The sequence below is a fragment of the Acinetobacter sp. V89_7 genome, assembly GCF_029967895.1.
Lineage (GTDB): Bacteria > Pseudomonadota > Gammaproteobacteria > Pseudomonadales > Moraxellaceae > Acinetobacter > Acinetobacter soli.
The window spans coordinates 80,616-98,881 of record NZ_JASCAJ010000027.1 but is presented as its reverse complement, the minus strand read 5'-3'; the positions used below and the strand labels follow the sequence as shown (position 1 = coordinate 98,881).

14 protein-coding genes are annotated in these 18,266 nt (G+C 41.5%); 8 read left to right on the top strand and 6 right to left on the bottom strand.

Annotated elements, in window-relative coordinates:
- Positions 1–16: 16 nt before the first annotated feature.
- On the bottom strand, positions 17–526 hold the full coding sequence (gene benB / locus QLG00_RS08895) for a benzoate 1,2-dioxygenase small subunit BenB (protein ID WP_004936940.1): 510 nt from the start codon (positions 524–526) through the stop codon (positions 17–19).
- A complete protein-coding gene (benA, locus tag QLG00_RS08890) occupies positions 523–1,908 on the bottom strand; it encodes a benzoate 1,2-dioxygenase large subunit BenA (RefSeq protein ID WP_282470820.1) in 1,386 nt (461 codons plus the stop codon). The genes benB and benA overlap by 4 nt, the downstream gene beginning before the upstream one ends.
- Before the next feature lie 293 nt (positions 1,909–2,201).
- Between benA and benM the strand changes: the two genes are divergently transcribed.
- Positions 2,202–3,116, top strand: coding sequence for a benzoate utilization transcription regulator BenM (gene benM / locus QLG00_RS08885; RefSeq protein ID WP_004925500.1), 915 nt, complete (start codon positions 2,202–2,204; stop codon positions 3,114–3,116).
- A gap of 53 nt (positions 3,117–3,169) precedes the next feature.
- On the opposite strand, the gene benK is transcribed toward benM, so the two are convergent.
- A complete protein-coding gene (gene benK / locus QLG00_RS08880; RefSeq protein ID WP_282470819.1) occupies positions 3,170–4,570 on the bottom strand; it encodes an MFS family benzoate transporter BenK in 1,401 nt (466 codons plus the stop codon).
- A gap of 37 nt (positions 4,571–4,607) precedes the next feature.
- Positions 4,608–5,855: a benzoate transport porin BenP gene (benP, locus tag QLG00_RS08875; protein WP_048763774.1), complete on the bottom strand. Its 1,248-nt coding sequence runs from the start codon at positions 5,853–5,855 to the stop codon at positions 4,608–4,610.
- Between the two features lie 283 nt (positions 5,856–6,138).
- Between benP and areR the strand changes: the two genes are divergently transcribed.
- The 6 genes from areR to QLG00_RS08845 all read left to right on the top strand — a co-directional run bounded on the left by areR (position 6,139) and on the right by QLG00_RS08845 (position 13,961).
- Positions 6,139–7,941 carry a sigma 54-interacting transcriptional regulator AreR gene (areR, locus tag QLG00_RS08870; protein WP_282470818.1) on the top strand — a complete coding sequence of 601 codons (1,803 nt, stop codon included), beginning with the start codon at positions 6,139–6,141 and terminating at the stop codon, positions 7,939–7,941.
- Between the two features lie 250 nt (positions 7,942–8,191).
- The gene (areC, locus tag QLG00_RS08865) at positions 8,192–9,646 is read left to right on the top strand and encodes a benzaldehyde dehydrogenase AreC (protein WP_282470817.1); all 1,455 of its coding nucleotides are present in this window, start codon (positions 8,192–8,194) and stop codon (positions 9,644–9,646) included.
- A gap of 27 nt (positions 9,647–9,673) precedes the next feature.
- Positions 9,674–10,789, top strand: a complete 1,116-nt coding sequence (gene areB / locus QLG00_RS08860; RefSeq protein ID WP_282470816.1) for a benzyl alcohol dehydrogenase AreB — start codon at positions 9,674–9,676, stop codon at positions 10,787–10,789.
- Between the two features lie 83 nt (positions 10,790–10,872).
- Positions 10,873–11,853, top strand: a complete 981-nt coding sequence (gene areA / locus QLG00_RS08855; protein ID WP_282470815.1) for a benzyl esterase AreA — start codon at positions 10,873–10,875, stop codon at positions 11,851–11,853.
- Positions 11,854–12,050: 197 nt separating this feature from the next.
- A complete protein-coding gene (locus QLG00_RS08850) occupies positions 12,051–13,211 on the top strand; it encodes an outer membrane protein transport protein (RefSeq protein WP_282470814.1) in 1,161 nt (386 codons plus the stop codon).
- Positions 13,212–13,241: 30 nt separating this feature from the next.
- Entirely contained in the window at positions 13,242–13,961 is a 720-nt protein-coding gene (locus QLG00_RS08845; RefSeq protein ID WP_282470813.1) for an alpha/beta hydrolase, read from the top strand.
- 31 nt (positions 13,962–13,992) lie between these two features.
- On the opposite strand, the gene QLG00_RS08840 is transcribed toward QLG00_RS08845, so the two are convergent.
- Positions 13,993–14,883, bottom strand: coding sequence for a LysR family transcriptional regulator (locus tag QLG00_RS08840; protein WP_055414538.1), 891 nt, complete (start codon positions 14,881–14,883; stop codon positions 13,993–13,995).
- A 124-nt stretch (positions 14,884–15,007) separates the two neighbouring features.
- On the bottom strand, positions 15,008–16,279 hold the full coding sequence (gene salA, locus QLG00_RS08835; protein ID WP_282470812.1) for a salicylate 1-monooxygenase: 1,272 nt from the start codon (positions 16,277–16,279) through the stop codon (positions 15,008–15,010).
- A 330-nt stretch (positions 16,280–16,609) separates the two neighbouring features.
- Here salA and QLG00_RS08830 point away from each other — a divergent pair, with 330 nt between their 5' ends.
- Positions 16,610–18,265, top strand: coding sequence for a phosphoethanolamine--lipid A transferase (locus tag QLG00_RS08830; protein WP_025094898.1), 1,656 nt, complete (start codon positions 16,610–16,612; stop codon positions 18,263–18,265).
- Position 18,266: the final 1 nt, after the last annotated feature.

The following is an 18,266-nucleotide window of genomic DNA, read 5'->3' as shown; positions in this document are numbered from 1 at the left end:
CTGAGGTACAACTGATTTAGATATGATAAATATCAATGACTTGATTAATGTAATCATTCTTAAGCACCACATACTTGCTCAAGATTTTTGGTTGTTCACCTGAAAAATCGATTACATAGCGTGACATGCCAAAATAGCTGTAACTGTTTTTATAGCGGAAACTTAGCGTATTCCAGTTAAAACGTACTGTGACTTGAAGGCCATCACGTGATTCAACTTCGATATTGCTAATATTGTGTGCCGTACGCGTATCTGGCATGGTCGCCGATGAACGCTCGGTTTTAATCCGAAATACTCGATCTTCAAGACCTTGGCGATCTGGATAATAAATCAGCGAAATCTCAGTTTGAGGGTTTTCAGTAAGCTGATCGTTATCGTCCCACGCGGGCATCCAAAATGAGGCTTGCGGTGCGTAACATTCAAGCCAGTCATCCCATTGCTCATCATCTAAAAAACGGGCCTCGCTATACAAAAACTGGCTAATCTGTTCGATGCTGATGGTGTCTAAAAGTGCTGTAGCATTCATGCGTTCTCTCCCTGACGCGATGCAAATTCTTTTTCCGCAGCAATCGCTCGCTTCATACTTTTGAGCCAGTATTGATGCTGTGCCAAATACAAGCCTTCGTCTTCAGTTTTAATACCACTAATAGCCGGTTTTAATCCGATTTCATTAGCGGCATCATCTGGTCCATAAATCCAATGTTTTGATCCGCGGCACATGTCGTTCCATTCCAGTTCAATACCTGCATAACCAGCCTGACAGGCACGGAACTCCTCAAGATCGTCTGGTGTCGCCATTCCAGATGCATTAAAGAAATCTTCATACTGGCGAATACGGCGTGCACGCGCTTCGGGTGCTTCACCTACAGGCGCAATACAGTAAATGGTGACTTCGGTTTTATTGACCGAAATTGGACGTAAAACACGAATTTGCGAACCAAACTGATCCATCAGGTACACGTTTGGATATAAACACAAGTTACGTGAGCGTTCGATCATCCATTTCGACATTGCGGCACCGAATTTTTCGGTATATTCCGCTGCTTTAGGAAAGTTTGGTCGGTCTTCCGGATTACCCCATTGTGTCCAGAGCAACATATGACCATGTTCAAATCCATATGAACCACCGCCATGTTTCCCCCACGAGCCCGCACTCATCGCGCGAATGGTATCGCCTGCCTGTTTTTCTTTACGATGCTGCGTGGTGGCTGCATAGTTCCAGTGTACCGCCGAAACGTGATAGCCATCTGCTCCGTTTTCTGCGGTCAACTTCCAGTTTCCTTCATAGGTGTAGGTCGAAACACCACGCAGTACTTCAAGGCCCTGATCGGATTGCCCGACAATCATGTCGATAATTTTGGTGGTTTCCCCCAAAAACTCTTGCAGTGACGGTACATCAGGATTCAGGCTACCAAATAAAAAACCTTTATAACTTTCAAAACGCGCCACCTTTTTTAAGTCGTGGGAACCGTCCTGATTAAAACAATCTGAATAACCGGCATCGCTTGGATCTTTCACCTTCAACAGTTTTCCTGAGTTATTGAAGGTCCAGCCATGAAATGGGCAAGTATATGTGGCCTTATTACCACGCTTATGACGGCACAGCTGTGCACCACGATGTGAACATGCGTTAATCATGGCGTTAAGTTCACCGTTGCGATTACGCGCAATCAAAATCGGTTGTCTGCCAATATAGGTGGTGTAATAGTCGTTGTTGTTGGGAATCTGGCTTTCATGAGCCAAATAAACCCAATTTCCTTCGAAAATGTATTTCATTTCAAGATCAAAAAGTGCCTGATCTGTAAATACAGAACGATGTAACTTAAATTCACCTGTTTCGGTATTGTCTACAAGCAGTTCATCAATTCGGTCAAGATGGCTAGTATTAATGACGGGAATACGTGGCATATCCTTTCTCCAACATTCCAAAATAAGAAACTTGTCTAGGCCAGAGCAAAACGCTGTGCTTAGTCAAACATTCAATTAAACAACGCAACGCATAAAATGTTTACTTAACGGCAGAACCGTCGAATAAAACGAATATCCATTTCAGCTTTCAATTTTCCAAATTGAAGAAAGCATTTAATGGTTTAAGCCCCTGCCTTCTTCTTGTCTTTCTTGCTTGTTTATACCTTAAAAGAATGTTTTAATAAGTTCAAACACATTATTTGTATAATAAAATACCTATGGAGTATTTTTAAATGGAACTTAGACATCTCCGCTATTTTGTGGCGGTGGTTGAGGAGCAAAGCTTCACCAAAGCCGCAGACAAATTATGCATTGCACAGCCGCCCTTAAGCCGACAAATTCAAAATCTCGAAGAAGAATTGGGGATTCAGCTTTTAGAGCGCGGCAGCAGACCCGTCAAGACAACACCTGAAGGTCACTTTTTTTATCAGTACGCCATCAAACTATTGTCGAATGTCGATCAAATGGTTTCCATGACCAAGCGCATTGCCTCGGTTGAAAAAACCATTCGTATCGGATTTGTGGGTTCGCTCCTATTTGGTTTACTGCCACGAATTATTCATTTGTATCGTCAGGCGCATCCCAATTTACGCATTGAACTTTACGAAATGGGCACCAAGGCACAAACCGAAGCATTAAAAGAAGGCCGTATCGATGCCGGATTTGGTCGACTTAAAATCAGTGATCCCGCCATTAAACGTACCTTATTGCGTAATGAACGTTTGATGGTGGCCGTACATGCCAGCCATCCGCTTAATCAAATGAAAGATAAAGGCGTGCATTTAAATGATTTGATTGATGAAAAAATTTTGCTTTATCCAAGCTCGCCTAAGCCTAATTTTTCTACCCATGTAATGAATATCTTTTCTGATCATGGCTTAGAACCCACCAAAATTAATGAAGTCCGTGAAGTTCAACTGGCGCTTGGATTAGTGGCAGCGGGTGAAGGAATTTCATTGGTTCCGGCCAGTACGCAAAGTATCCAGCTTTTTAATCTGAGCTATGTGCCGCTTCTAGATCCCGATGCCATCACGCCCATCTATATTGCCGTGCGCAATATGGAGGAAAGCACTTATATTTATTCGTTGTACGAAACGATTCGCCAGATATATGCCTATGAAGGTTTTACTGAGCCACCGAACTGGTAGCAAAAAAACCCATCAGACTGTGAGGTGCTGATGGGTTTTTATAAATTTTTAGATTAATGCGAGACTGCTTCACTCACTTTCACCGTAGTGGTGTCGTTTTGATGGGCAATCGGGCTGATCGGTTCAGGTTGATACATACGTCGGTCATTGATTAAAAATACCGTAACAATACCAAGAACCGCAGGAATACTCAGTGCCAGAAAGTTATAGAAGTGCGGCAGTTGCAAAGACAATAACCATCCAGTCAAGATTGGCCCTAAAATTGCGCCGACACGCCCCATGCCAAGCCCCCAACCAATTCCAGTAGAGCGGACATTTGGGGCATAAAATTTTGCCATATAGGCCAGCAGCATAATTTGAGCACCAATTGAGGCTGCGCCCGCACATGCAATTAAGATATACAAAATCACACTGCTAAACTGGAAAGACAACAGACTCAGTGAAATCGCACCCAGCAATAACAAGCCCATGGTCACAAATTTGACGTTGTAGCGGTCCGCCAGATATCCACCCAAAATAGAGCCGATCATTCCCCCCACGTTTAAAGAGAACAAGAAAATGAGACTCTTCGAGAGGTTATAACCTGCTTCAATCATCAGTTTTGGCAACCAGTTCCCCAGTGCATAAACCATAATTAGTGTCATAAAAATTGAGCACCAGAACATCATCGTACTAAACGCACGCTGTTCCTGAAAAATCATTTTGACTGGCGCTTGTGCCTGATTTTGATTCGATGAGTTCAGTACAAAAACATGATCGGGCTGATACTGATACGACGGCACCATTTTGGTCATAATAAAACGAACCGTTTCATCTTTCTTTTTGCGAACCAGATAGTCAATCGATTCAGGCAAAACTTTCATGAGAGGCAATAACAACACCAATGGAATTCCGGCAATCATAAACATGATTTTCCAGCCATAAAGTGGTACCAAAATCGACCCCAGAAAAGCTGCCGTCATGCCGCCAATGGCATAACCACTAAACATTAACGTTACAAAAAAACTTTTAAATTTTTTCGGTGCATATTCACTGACCAGCGCAATTACGTTTGGCATTACACCACCAATGCCTACACCTGCCAAAAAGCGAAATATGGAAAATTGCGTGGTGGTTTCAGAAAAACCGCACAATACCGTGCACAAGCTAAATAAAATAATACAGACCGCAATGACTTTTTTACGGCTCACACCCAAATGTTCAAGCTTGTCGGCGATGGTGCCAAAAATCAGGGCACCAAACATCATACCAAACAATGCAATACTGCCAATAAAGCCCGCGGTGACCGGATCAATGGCCCACTCTTTCATCAGAAGCGGTAGTGCCACCCCGTAAATTACCAGATCGTAGCCATCAAAAATAATAATGAGGGTACTGAGTATAATCACTCGCCAATGAAACGGCGTGAGCTTTGAGTCGTCAATCATCTGGTTGACATTAATTTCTCTAGACATAACATTCCTCCATCCATAAGGATTTAGCACCAAGCACTCAGAATTTTTTGGTGTAAGTTAGAAATAAACGATTTTCGTTAAAATCCGTTCCGTAACGGACTTTATACGGGATATACAACCACTGGAATCCGACGCCTTTTAGCTTTGGATTTTGAAAGGCGTAATTCAAAATAAAGTTGCTTTCTTGCTCTTTGTTTTTCAGACCTGTTGCGGTCTTAAAGTCGTACCCATACACATGCTTAAAGGTAAAATTTAAACCCGGTACATAATCTTTAAAGTCGTAGCCATAGATAAAGTGAACTGATTTTTCATCAGCTTTAAAGAAGCCTGTGGTGTTCCAGTTAATGAAATAGGTTTCAGGTAAAAAGCCATCTGGCAGTGGGTAAGCATCTCCTACAATTTGCTGATAACCCAATCCAACAGTATGATTTCGGTACTTTAAAGTTTCTAAAATTCCGAAGTTTTGGCTATCGATGTTGTAATTTTTATTGTCTTCACTGGCATTAAAATATTTAAGCTTGGTGTGCAACGAGGCCTCAGGCGAAAGCTTGTAGCTATAATCTGCGCCAAGATAATGTTTGTTATAAAGATTTTCTAAATTACCAAAATAATATTCAAGCTTTAAATTCGGTAAAACCTGATACTTTAAATCGATGTAATTTAAACCGTCCGAAACGTATTTGATGCCATTTTTGGTGAAGGTCAGTTTACGAAAATCTTCTTCGTTACGTGGCGATACTTTAGAAATTATCCCGATTTCACCGGTAAGCTTACTGGTCAGTTTCGAATTGAGACTAACCCCCTGATACGAAGTCAGTAACTGACGGCTACGGTCTACCGCAGTGACGGGTAAATCTGGCCAAAGCTCGCCCACACGAAGCTCGGTTTGATCATATTTAAGTTTAAGTGTTCCACCATATTTTAAATAATCACGCGCCTGCTCTTGGCTTACCGGATCAAAAGGTAAAATGGTATCTGCCACACCCTTGTCATGACTCAAACGAACCGCATATTGCACTGAACCATCCACACCAATTTCAAGTCCATCGATGGGTGTTTTGTAATAGTCAGATTTATAAAATAAAGAAGCGCCTTGCGACCAGCTACCGGTGTCCTTGACAGCATTGCCGTCATAATCACGATCGATATAAGCGTTTTTGAGGCTAAGTGTCCAGTTATCTTGAGCATTGACCACTGTCGGTATCACACCGATACAGCCTACCATGCCAAAAGTAACCCCCATTCGTAGCATAAACTGATAAAGACGCGTTGTTGAATATTGCATAGGTCCTTCCCAAAAGATCATCCTGATCATGTAATAAAAATAATTATTGATCGCTAATTTATTTTTTTTAATCACGTGTGTCGATATTCAAAAATACATATATTCATACCTTTAGGATATGTTAATGCGGATAAAACGCCTGAAATCTATAAAATCAACTTTTATACACAACTCAAAAAGTATCTTTGCTATAGTCAAAAAAGATTCAATGGACGATGAAAAGATGATGTTGTTTCTGATGTAGTCGCGAGCAACGTTTCTTTGTTTTTGAAGGATTCAAACTATGCAAATTTCATCAAGTCGTGACTGGTGCCAAGTTAAAGATTATTTTTATAAAACGGGTCAAGTTCCAGAACAAACCGAGCTTGATCCAACCATTTTACAGATGTGGCATAAAGCCAAAGCAGCGGGCTTGAGCCCGTTCACGCCAGTTCCAGCCTCGACACAGCAGCCCCTAACCACAGACGATATGCGTCTATCTGAAACGGTTTTTCCTATTTTGAAAGATATTTGGGCGCTGTTTAAACATCAGAATATTTGTACATTTTTCCTGAATACCCAATTTAAAATTATTGCCGAATATCAAAATCCTGACCCTCATTCGCCCTATCATTTTTTAAAGCAAGGTCAAGTTCTGGATATTGCACAGTTTGGCAGTATTGCGCCCTCGTGTAGTATTTTGAGTCAGATGCCGATCATTATGATGGGCCACCAGCATTATTTAAATGAATTCTCTGACTTTTACTGTGCATCTGTACCTGTGTTCAATGGTCAGGGCAAAATACTGGGCGCGCTGGACATCACCTCGTATCGTGAACAACTGGCCAGTAACTGGCTAAGACACCTGCTTTATCAGGGATATGTGGTTGAAAATGAAATTATAAAAAAGAATATGCCAGCACAGCATCAGCTGCTTTATTTTCAGCATTCAGAAGATTTATTAAAAACAGCCTATACTGGCATGATTGAAATTGATGCCACGGGGCAGATTCAAAAAGCCAATCAAATGGCACTAACTTTACTCAATACGTCTATTGATCAATTATTGTATAAGCCCATCTCGAACTATTTCAGTTCGATCAGTACCCTCGCCTCACTTGAGCAGCAGACGCAATTTATACGTAGTCAAGACGAAGCGCTGTTTTATGCACGTTTATACACGCCTCAAATGACTAAAAAAGCAAGCCACCTATTCAGCATATCTACACCCGATTTCAAAGATATTGCCAAATTAAGCAAAATCTTGCATTCCGATGTACCCATTTTAATTACGGGTGCCACAGGCTCAGGTAAAGATCATTTGGCACGTCAAATTCACGAATTTGCGGCAAAAGATCAGGCATTTATTTCGATTAACTGTGCAGCTATTCCTGAACACTTACTTGAATCTGAACTTTTCGGCTATGAAGCAGGTGCTTTTACAGGAGCAAGTGCCAAAGGCAAACGTGGTTTGATCGAACTTGCTCATCAGGGCATTTTGTTTTTAGATGAAATTGGTGATTTACCCAAACATTTACAGGCAAAATTATTACGCGTTTTACAAGATCAATTTTTTTATCGTGTAGGCGGTCATAAGCCGATTCAAAGTCAGTTCAAATTAATTTCTGCCACCCATCAAGATCTATTGGCAATGATTGACAACCATGACTTCAGAAGTGATTTGTATTACAGAATATGTGGCTATCAGATCGAGTTACCACAACTCAAAGACCGTCCAGATAAAATTGATATTTTTAAGACACTGCTGGCCAAAGCCAAAATTTACAGTTGGTCGGTCAATGTTCAAGAACAGTTCGATCGCTACGATTGGCCCGGAAACATTCGAGAATTGGCTCATGTGATTCAACTTTCTGCGGCGCTTATAGCGCATGATTCTCTTGAACATGCGCATCTTGAACATTTACATGTACCACAGCAACGAAAAGTTACGCCCCAATCCTCCCTAGCAAATAAGCCTCAAACTTCACTGAATCAGATGACCAAACAGCTCGTTTTAGACATTTTGCAACAAGAAAAAGGCAACATCTCTCAAGCCGCTAAGCGACTCAATATCTCAAGAACAACACTGTATAAGTATTTACAGTAATAAATCCTAAAAGTAGTACTGTACATTGTTCAGATTCTGGACAATGTACAATTCAATAGTGTTCAGCCCCTGAACAACCACCCGAAAATTTAAAAAATTAATTAAATAAAAACAATAATTTAAATATTGGCACATTCCCTGCAATAGGTGTGATATCGATACTACACATACGATTTTAGTCTGTGTGATTTTAAACAATCGTAAGAACGAAATTATCGAAAAAGCACGAACAGGACGTTACGAGGTCTATATGACATTACTTGATGCTTCAATTTGGAACAAAAAATTATTTAACGGCGGTTGGTTTGAAAGCGGACAACCCTATGGTGTGGTAGAAGTTGCCACAGGTGAGCAGCTCGGCCAGACAGGCTCTGCATCGCCCACAGATGTTGCTCAAGCAGCGAAAGAAGCGCAAACGGCACAGCGGCAGTGGTGGGCGCTCGATTATTTAGAACGCCAAGCCGTATTTGAAAAAGCCGTACAGATTGCCACAGAGCACCAAGATGAACTGGTCAATTGGCTGATTCGTGAAAGTGGTTCACTGGCACTTAAAGCTCAGTTTGAAGTGAAAGTAAGCATTCAAATGCTTAAAAACTGTATTGCCTTTCCGCAGCTAGATCAGGGGAACGTATTACCGAGCCGCAACGGTAAATTAAGCTTGGCCAAACGCTTACCGTTGGGTGTGGTCGGCGTAATTTCACCTTTTAATTTTCCGCTTTATTTGGCGCTTCGTGCGGTTGGGCCAGCTTTGGCATTTGGTAATGCGGTGGTACTTAAGCCAGATGAACGAACGGCGGTATGTAGTGGTTACGCAATTGCCCGCATTTTTGAACTGGCTGGCCTACCAAAGGGATTACTGCATGTATTACCAGGTGGCGCCGATACAGGTGAGGCACTCACACTCGATCCACATATTGCCAGCATTCAGTTTACGGGTTCAACGCAGGTGGGCCGTATCATTGGTGCCAATGCCGGCAAAACTTTGAAAAAAGTCTCGTTAGAACTTGGCGGCAAAAACTCGCTGATTATTCTTGACGATGCCGATCTCGATTTAGCAGCCGAGAATATTGCATGGGGTGCATTTTTGCATTCTGGCCAGATTTGCATGACATCTGGCAAAATCTTGATTCATGAAAAAATTTACGATGCTCTCAAAGCGCGCGTAATCGAAAAGGTCAAACGCTTTGTGGTGGGTAATCCTTTAGAGCAAAACGTGACCATTGGCCCTTTGATCAATGAAAAGCAAAGCAAGCGCGTAGAAGCATTGGTTCAAGCCGCGGTTGAACACGGCGCGACCCTTGAAGTTGGAGGTAAAGCGAATGGCCCGTTCTTTGAGCCAAGCGTACTTTCACAGGTGCAAGCAGATAATCCAATTTTCAGTGAAGAGATCTTTGGGCCAGTGGCCGTACTGATTCCTTTTGCAAGCGATGAACAAGCGATTGAACTGGCCAATATGGGGGATTATGGGCTTTCGGCTGGCATTATTTCATCCAATGTGGGGCGTGCCATGCAACTCGGTGCACAGCTAAATGTCGGTTTGTTACATATCAATGATCAGACCGTAAATGATGAAACGATTAATCCATTTGGCGGATTTGGCGCATCTGGCAATGCAACACGAATTGGTGGGCCAGCAAATCCAGATGAATTTACTCAGTGGCAATGGATGACCATTCAGGCTGAGGCGCCACACTATCCATTTTAATTTTTTTCTCATACAGGATGTACAGAAATGACAAAGTTTACCGAAATCACAGCAGCAGTGACCGAATGCAAAGGCGCAGACTTTGAGCTCAAACAGCTCAAGATTCGTGAACCTCAAAACGATGAAGTATTGGTTAAAATTGTAGCAACGGGAATGTGCCATACCGATCTGATTGTGCGTGATCAGTATTATCCTGTTCCATTACCAGCAGTGCTTGGTCACGAGGGTTCAGGCATCATTGAAGCCATTGGCCCGAATGTCAAAGATTTGGCTATAGGTGATCACGTGGTGCTCAGCTATGGCTTTTGTGGAAGCTGTGAGCAGTGTAGCAGCGGACAACCAGCCTACTGTCAGGATTTTTTTGGTCGAAACTTCAGTGGTGGAGATCCAGATGGGCATTCTGCCGTATGCACGCACGATCATCATAAAATTCATGATCATTTCTTTGCGCAATCTTCATTTGCAACCTACGCCATCAGCCGTGAAAATAATGCCGTAAAAGTGAGTAAAGATGTACCGCTTGAACTTTTGGGGCCACTCGGCTGCGGCATACAAACTGGTGCAGGTGCTGCAATCAATGCGCTGAAAGTCGCGCCTGCCAGTAGCTTTGTCACTTGGGGTGCAGGCGCAGTCGGACTCAGTGCACTTCTTGCTGCAAAAGTATGTGGTGCGACCACTATTATTGCAGTGGATATTGTCGAGTCTCGTTTGGCGTTAGCCAAAGAACTTGGTGCGACCCATGTTATCAACAGTAAAACGCAAGATCCTGTCGAAGCCATCAAGGAAATCACAGGCGGTGGTGTAAAGTTTGCTCTTGAATCGACTGGACGCCCAGAAATTTTGAAACAAGGGATCGATGCGCTCGGTATTCTTGGCAGCATTGCAGTGGTGGGTGCCCCTCCTTTAGGAACGACCGCAGCATTTGACGTGAATGATTTATTGCTTGGCGGCAAATCGATTATCGGCGTTGTAGAAGGTAGCGGCGTACCGAAAAAGTTTATTCCGGCTTTGGTTTCGCTGTATCAGCAAGGTAAGTTTCCGTTCGACAAACTGGTTAAGTTCTATGATTTTAAAGATATTAATCAGGCGGCAATTGATAGCCATAAAGGCATCACACTCAAACCCATTTTAAAAATTGGTTAAGCATTGAGAAGTGATGTCTTGAACAAGACATCACTTCTCAAATCGTAAATAAATCAAAATGATTTAAAAAGGATTTTTAATACATGTTACAGAGTTTAGATCCACAACTGGCAAGTTTTTTTGCAATGCTTGAAGCTCAAGGTGCACCTGCATTTGATATTGGTACTCTAAATGATCCAAATATCAATGAAATGAGAAACTGGTATCTCAATTTTGGTCCTCACGTCGCGGGGCAATTCATTGAACTTCAAGACGTAGAAGATTTATGGATACAAGTAGACGATGGTAACTTACGCTTAAGATTGTACAAAACTCAACGCCAGCATAGTGAATCATGTGAAACACTGATTTACTTCCATGGCGGAGGTTGGTGTATAGGGAGTATCGAAACGCATGATTTACTTTGTCGACATTTGGTGAATGATCTAGATGTTAATGTCATTAGTGTCGATTATCGTCTTGCGCCTGAATACCCATACCCTCAAGCTGCTCATGATGCGATTCATGCCACACAGTGGATTTTTGAACATGCATCTGCTCTTGGCATTCATCCAGACCATTTATATGTTGCAGGAGACAGCGCAGGAGGCAATCTGGCAGCAATCACTGCTCTCACTTTTAAAGAACAAACGTATAGAACTTCTTTAGCAGGGCAAATTTTAATCTACCCATGTATTGATCTGACCGTAATACATGACAATAAATATCCATCCTTTGAAGAACAGAAGCTCACTCCTCCTCTATCTGCCGAACAAATGTCAAAGATGATACAAATCTATTTGAAAAATGAAGATTTTGCTTATCAATGGCTTGCCTCACCACTACTCGCTCAAAGTCACCAACATCTTCCATCTACATTAATTATAACAGCCGAATTTGATCCTTTACGTGATCAGGGTCGTGTTTATTTTGAAAAATTAAAAAGCAGTTTAGTAAATACTGAATATCATGAAATAAAAGGTGTGGTACATAGTTTTTTTGAAATGTATGGCGTACTCAATAAAACGAAAGAGACAATCAATATAATAAGAGCATGGTTAAAAAACAATACACAAGCCAAATAATCATTTTTTAATTAAAAAGGTTCTTATTAAGAACCTTTTTAATTTACCCATAAAATTATTATATCAATAATGTATAAATATATACTCTCACATGACTAAAAATATAAAACTAATCATTTAAAATTTAAAATATTCTAAATAATTTTAGATAAATAAAAGTCAAATGGTTTGACTTATCAAATACAAGGATTTTGAGTATGTTTCCTCATAAATTATCTCTGGTTCTGATCGGCTGTATGCCGTTATCAAGCTATGCATTTAATGGCGTTTATAATACTGGATCTGGACAGGTTTCAAGCGGTATGGGCGGTGTAAGTCTTGCTCAAGGTATGGATCGAACCTCGATTCATGATAATCCTGCCAATCTGTCTTTTCAAAACAGTGGTGCAGATGCCCAACATTCGTTATTAAATATTCGTTCTAAAGCAACCTTACTGAATCAATCAGAAGGCTTTTATTCCAATAAAGTCATTCCGATTCCAAGTCTGGCTTTGGTGCAGCATTATAACGACCGCTTAAGTTGGGGTTTAAGTCTCACGGGTGCAGGTGCTTCAGTAGACTATGATGAGCCTGCAATCCATGGGTTTCCAGCCGATAAAGCCAAAGATAATCTGGCGATTATAAAGGCAAGCCCAACGGTATCGTACAAGGTTTTACCGAATCTCAGTTTGGGTGCGAGTTTAGATTTAGGCATTCAGCAATTTAGGTCAAAAGGTGTACTTGCAGGAGTCGATGGACAAGGCACGCCTATTTTTCTAGAAAGCCATGGTAATCAATGGGCCTATGGAATTGGTGCAAGTGTAGGTACGACTTGGGAATTTCAACCCAATTGGTGGCTTGGCGCGAGCTATAGCACTGAAATGAAATTTTCGAAGCTCGATGACTATAAAAATGATTTATTGGCACGCAGTGAAGGCAGAATTAATTTGCCAGAACGTTATGGAATCGGGATTAAACACAAACTGAATCAAAAGCTTACTCTAGCAGCCGATATCGTACGCATCAATTGGCAAGATGCTGATGGATTAGGAAAAAAAGGTTCTTTTAACTGGCAAAATCAAACGGTTTATCGAGCTGGCGTGGATTATCAGTTCACACCTCATGATCATTTGCGTTTTGGCTATAGCCATGCAGACTCAGTTGTAGATGCTCAAGACACATTGGTGAATTTTTATGCCAATGCCGTCGCCAATCAATCATGGACTATTGGCTACGGCCGTGATCTTGGTTTTGCAACACTCAATCTTAGCTATGAATATGCGGTGAACAAAACCTTAAATGGCACTGGAAACAGCACAGGTACCAATTTAAGTAATCAGAACCATGTGATTACCCTCGGAATTTCAAAAGACTTTTAAACGCGATCAATACATTAAAGGACGATCAAAATGACAACATATGTACTTGTTCATGGCTCATGGCACGATGGCTCTCTCTGGGAACCTGTAGCCACTCATTTACGTACTCAAGGCCACACCGTGCACTGTCCGACTGTGGCAGGCCATGGCCCAAATGCCGACCGGAATGTGACTCACACGCAGTGCAGTCAATCGATTGCGGATTATATCGTAAAGCATGATCTCAGCGAGATTGTACTGCTTGGGCACAGCTATGGTGGCACCATTATTTCCAAAGTCGCCGAGGCCATTCCTGAGCGCATTCAAAGGCTGATTTACTGGAATGCTTTTGTTTTACAAGACGGCGAAAATATGTTTGATAACATGCCGGAAGCCTACTACGAGCTGTTTACGAGTCTGGCCGCAGCATCGGGTGATAATACTGTTTTACTGCCTTATGAAGTATGGCGTCATGCTTTCATCAATGATGCAGATGATCAAATGGCCGAGGAAACATACAAGATGCTTACGCCTGAGCCTTGTCAGCCCTTTCATGATCGACTGGATCTAAAAAAATTCTATACGCTGAATATCCCCAAAAGCTACCTGAACTGCACCGAAGATCAAGCTTTGCCTGCTGGCTTTTGGCATCCTAAAATGTCGAGCCGACTCGGAGAATTCAAGTTGGTTGAAATGGGTGGAAGCCATGAAGCAATGTTTACCCGCCCTCAGGAATTGGCGACTAAAATTATTGAAGCCAGTCATGATTAATTGTTTAGACTGCTGGGCTTAGCCCGCGGTCTTACAAAACTGAAATAACCTTTTTACAGGTTTGAATCAACCATGTCCGAGCAAGGGGCTCATTGGTTTGGGCAAACCAATGTAAGCCCACATAAAATTCAGACATTTGAAACGGCAACTCCAAAACACGGACATGGGATTGATTTAAATATTGCTGTGCAGCACGACTGGGCAGCGTCACCATCAAATCTGTTTTATCCAGCACACCTTGTAAAACTCCAAAATGAGGCACTTCCAAAGCAATTTTACGCTGATGCCCCATTAGTTTTAATACATGATCGACCTGAGTATGCCCGGTAGATGACTTTATCGCCACATGAGATTCATTCAAATACGCATCAAAACTGAGCGTACTTCCTATTCGCGGATGATTCATATTCACCAGTGCAACATATCGCTCTAGAAAAAGAGTCTCATATTCAAGATGCTTAAACTCCAAATGTGTACTATTAAAAATAGCCACATCAATAAATCCTTCGATTAACCATTTTTCGACTTGATCAATTTTAATCTCTTCTACTTCTATTTTTATTTTTGGGGCATGTGCTCTTAAGTATTCGATTAATGTCGGTAACAAGCAAATTTCACCAATATCTGATAAACCAATTCGAAAGATTTTATTGGAAGTGAGTGGATTAAAATTTAATGCCTCATCGACTGCTATTTCAATTTTTAAAATCGACTCTTTAAATACAGGATATAATTCATGCGATAATTTAGTTGCTTCCACACCATATTGCGTGCGTTCAAATAAAGGATTATTTAAATGCTTACGTAATCGATTTAAATTATAGGTAACAGAAGGTTGACTCAGATTTAAAATCTCAGCGGCTTTACTGATATTTTTATTTTCATAAACACAAATAAAAATACGGATCAGACTTAAGTCCACGTTTTAAGATCTTCCATGATTTTAATTTAATCCTATCATAAACACTTTTATTTAACTTTTTCAAAATAGAATTGTGCTAAAGGCACAAGTCGTTTAAAACACTCTTGTGCCAAATTGTTAGTGTTTAAATCGTTGCAACAGGCGATAGCGCTGCTCGGGCCGCTAACATGTCTTTTGCTAAATCATGCTGCCATAACCAGTCAAAACGGTTTTGCAAATGTGCACCCACTGCTTCAAAGCTTGGATACAGCGCTGAGTTAAGTTCATATATTTGCCCAGACTCACGCGAAGTACGCTGAACCTTACAGGCGCGTTCTTTTCGGATCTGTTCATAAATTGCAGAAACTCGCGGTAAATCTTCAACAGTCAGCTCAGTGTGCTCAAACAACACTTTTAGCGTAAGTGCATCTTCAAGCCCTTGTCCTGCTCCGGCACCCTGATGTGGAAGCATAGCGTGTGCAGCATCTCCCATTAATATGACGCGGCCAGAGTGACTTTGATAAGTCGGCAATTCGGCCAGTTCGTGCAGTGCCCACAAGGTCGGACGCTCAATCAAACAGAGTAAAATTCGGCAGCTTTCGCTCCAGTCCTGAAAATCGTCCAACATTTCCTGTTTGTCTACCGCACGTGTCCATGGGGTATGTTCTGCAAGCGTAAGCTGCTCAGCGTTTGTCTTAAACGCCACAATGTTAATGTCTTCACCTTGACGAATCGGAAAGGTCAAAATGTGCTTGTTTTTGCCTAAAAACATTTGTGGTACGTCGGCAATTTCTACATCTAGGCCGGCTGCCACAATGGCCTGTCTAAATTCTGTCGCTTTGATGATACCGCGGTAAGCCCACGTGCCAGTAAAATTAGGACGTACTGGAGCAAACTGATGGGTTTGCAGCACATAATCACGCGTGGCGGAGTGTATACCATCTGCACCGATGACATAATCGGCTTCGGCGCGTGTCCCATCTTCAAAACTCAATTCAATATGCGTATCGTACTCCTGAATCGATTTGAGTTTTTTATTAAACTTACACTGGTGCTGTGGAATATTTCCTAAAATAGCATCTAAGAAATCGGCACGATGCACCGAAGACTGACCAACCTGAGGAGAAATTGAACTCGACAAATAATCATCGTTATAGCCATTTCGCCATTGAAACCATACATCCTGAAATGGCGCAGATACTTGATCTGCAATCGCGGTATATTGCGAAGCCAAACCAAGTAGCTCAATGGCACGAACCGCATTCGCGCCAAATGAAATTCCGGCACCAATTTCAGAAAATTGAGGTGCTGCTTCATATAAGCAAACATCTAAATGCGGCTGTTTAAATAAGTTGGCTGCAAGCGCGACTCCCGCAATACCACCACCCACCAATGCAATACGAACTTTTTTCATCACACAATTCCTTTGAGTGTTGTTTTATCTAATTTCATCTTGCGTTAGCGCACAAAACTTATCCAATTAAAAGATCTCAATGACAGACATCAATATTTTAAATAATCTAAAAAAAACAAAAACCTAAAAACAAATGATCATTAAAAAAATTTCAAATATCTTTTCTACAAGACAAAAGATCGATCAAAATGGCCATTTTCTTATATTAAGCACTTGAAAATATGTAACTTCTAACAATGAGAAGATCGTGAATTCATTCTAAATCTAATTTTTTCTTAATTTTTGAGTTTTCTAATATACCTAGAATCTCAATGAACATTTAAAGACCAAAATATGTTTGCCGCTTTAACACCAAACAAACAATGGCGTGTCTCGATACACACCTTTAATGCTGTTCTGGCTTGCTGGTTGGCCAGTTTTACCAATGGCAGTTTTTATCATAAAGTTTTGCAGCTCAGTGCATTTGACGGTTTGATGCAAGTACTGTTTATGAGTGCCACATTTTTACTGATTGCTGGCGTAAATTTTATCTTTTTACAATTGATCAGTTGGCGAGCATCTGCCAAAACTGTCGCTGTGATCATGATTGTATTAACGGGGTTAACCTCTTACTTTGTCAATCAACTCGGTGTAAATGTCAATACCGCGCAGATTGAAAATGTCATGCAAACCGATACGCGTGAAGCTTTGGATTTGCTCTCTATACCCCTGTTGTTATGGGTACTTAAAATCATTGTGGTACCTTTAATTGGTCTTTTATTTATTCAAATCAAGCCAGCAAATAACCTTAAGCATTTGTTGATTGGTAAATTCGGCAGCTTGGCTGTAGCACTTTTTATCATAGGTGCTGGGCTTTTTTCTTTTTATAGCCAATATGCGCCGATCTTTCGCGAAAATAGAGAGCTTAAAGCACAGATTTCACCGCTAAATGTGATCTCGAGTAGCTGGAGTTATTCCCGCCGGCAATATAAAAAACGCGATCTGCCTTTGGTCAAATACGGTGAAGATGCACACATCGTACATACTGTGGGTGCACATGCACCTAAAATTATGGTGCTGGTGGTGGGTGAAACAGCGCGTGCAGAAAACTTTAGCCTAAATGGTTATCACAAACCGACCAATCCAGAGCTAAGTAAACTTGATCTGGTAAATTTTACTCAAGCCTCCTCTTGTGGTACGCAAACCTCAGTTTCAGTGCCGTGTATGTTTTCAGGCATGAAGCGTAGCGCGTATGACGAAGCATTGGCGGGTCATCGTGAAGGCCTGTTAGATATTGTACAGCGCGCAGGCTATGAAGTGACATGGATTGACAACAACTCGGGCTGCAAAGGCGCATGTGATCGTATACAACATTATATTTCGCCTAAAGATGATCCACGTTACAAAAATGAGTGTAAAGACGGCGAATGTTATGACGGAATTTTAATCGATGCCTTAAAGGATTATCTTAAAGCGCTTGACTTAAAACAGCTCAAAAAAGATCAATTGATTGTATTGCATCAACTAGGGAGCCATGGGCCAGCTTATTACAAACGCTACCCTGCTGCTTTTAAAAAATTTACGCCGACCTGTGACACCAACAATATTCAAAACTGCTCACGCGAAAGCTTGATCAATAGCTACGACAACACCATTTTGTATACCGATCACGTACTGAGTACATTGATTCATACCCTCGATGCTTTACCGGTCTCGACAGGTCTGATGTATTTATCGGATCACGGTGAATCGACTGGTGAAAATGGATTGTATCTCCACGGTACGCCTTATTTTATGGCGCCGAAAGAACAAACGCACATTCCTATGTTATTCTGGTTTTCAACGACATGGCCACAGCAACAAACAATCAAGCAGTGCTTAAACGGACAAAAAAATAATCCGGTCAGTCAAGATAATTTGTTTCCAACCGTGTTGGGCTTGTTGCATATTCGAACACAGGTATTGGATTCAAGCTTGGATTTGACCGCTCAATGCAGAGGTAAACTGTAGC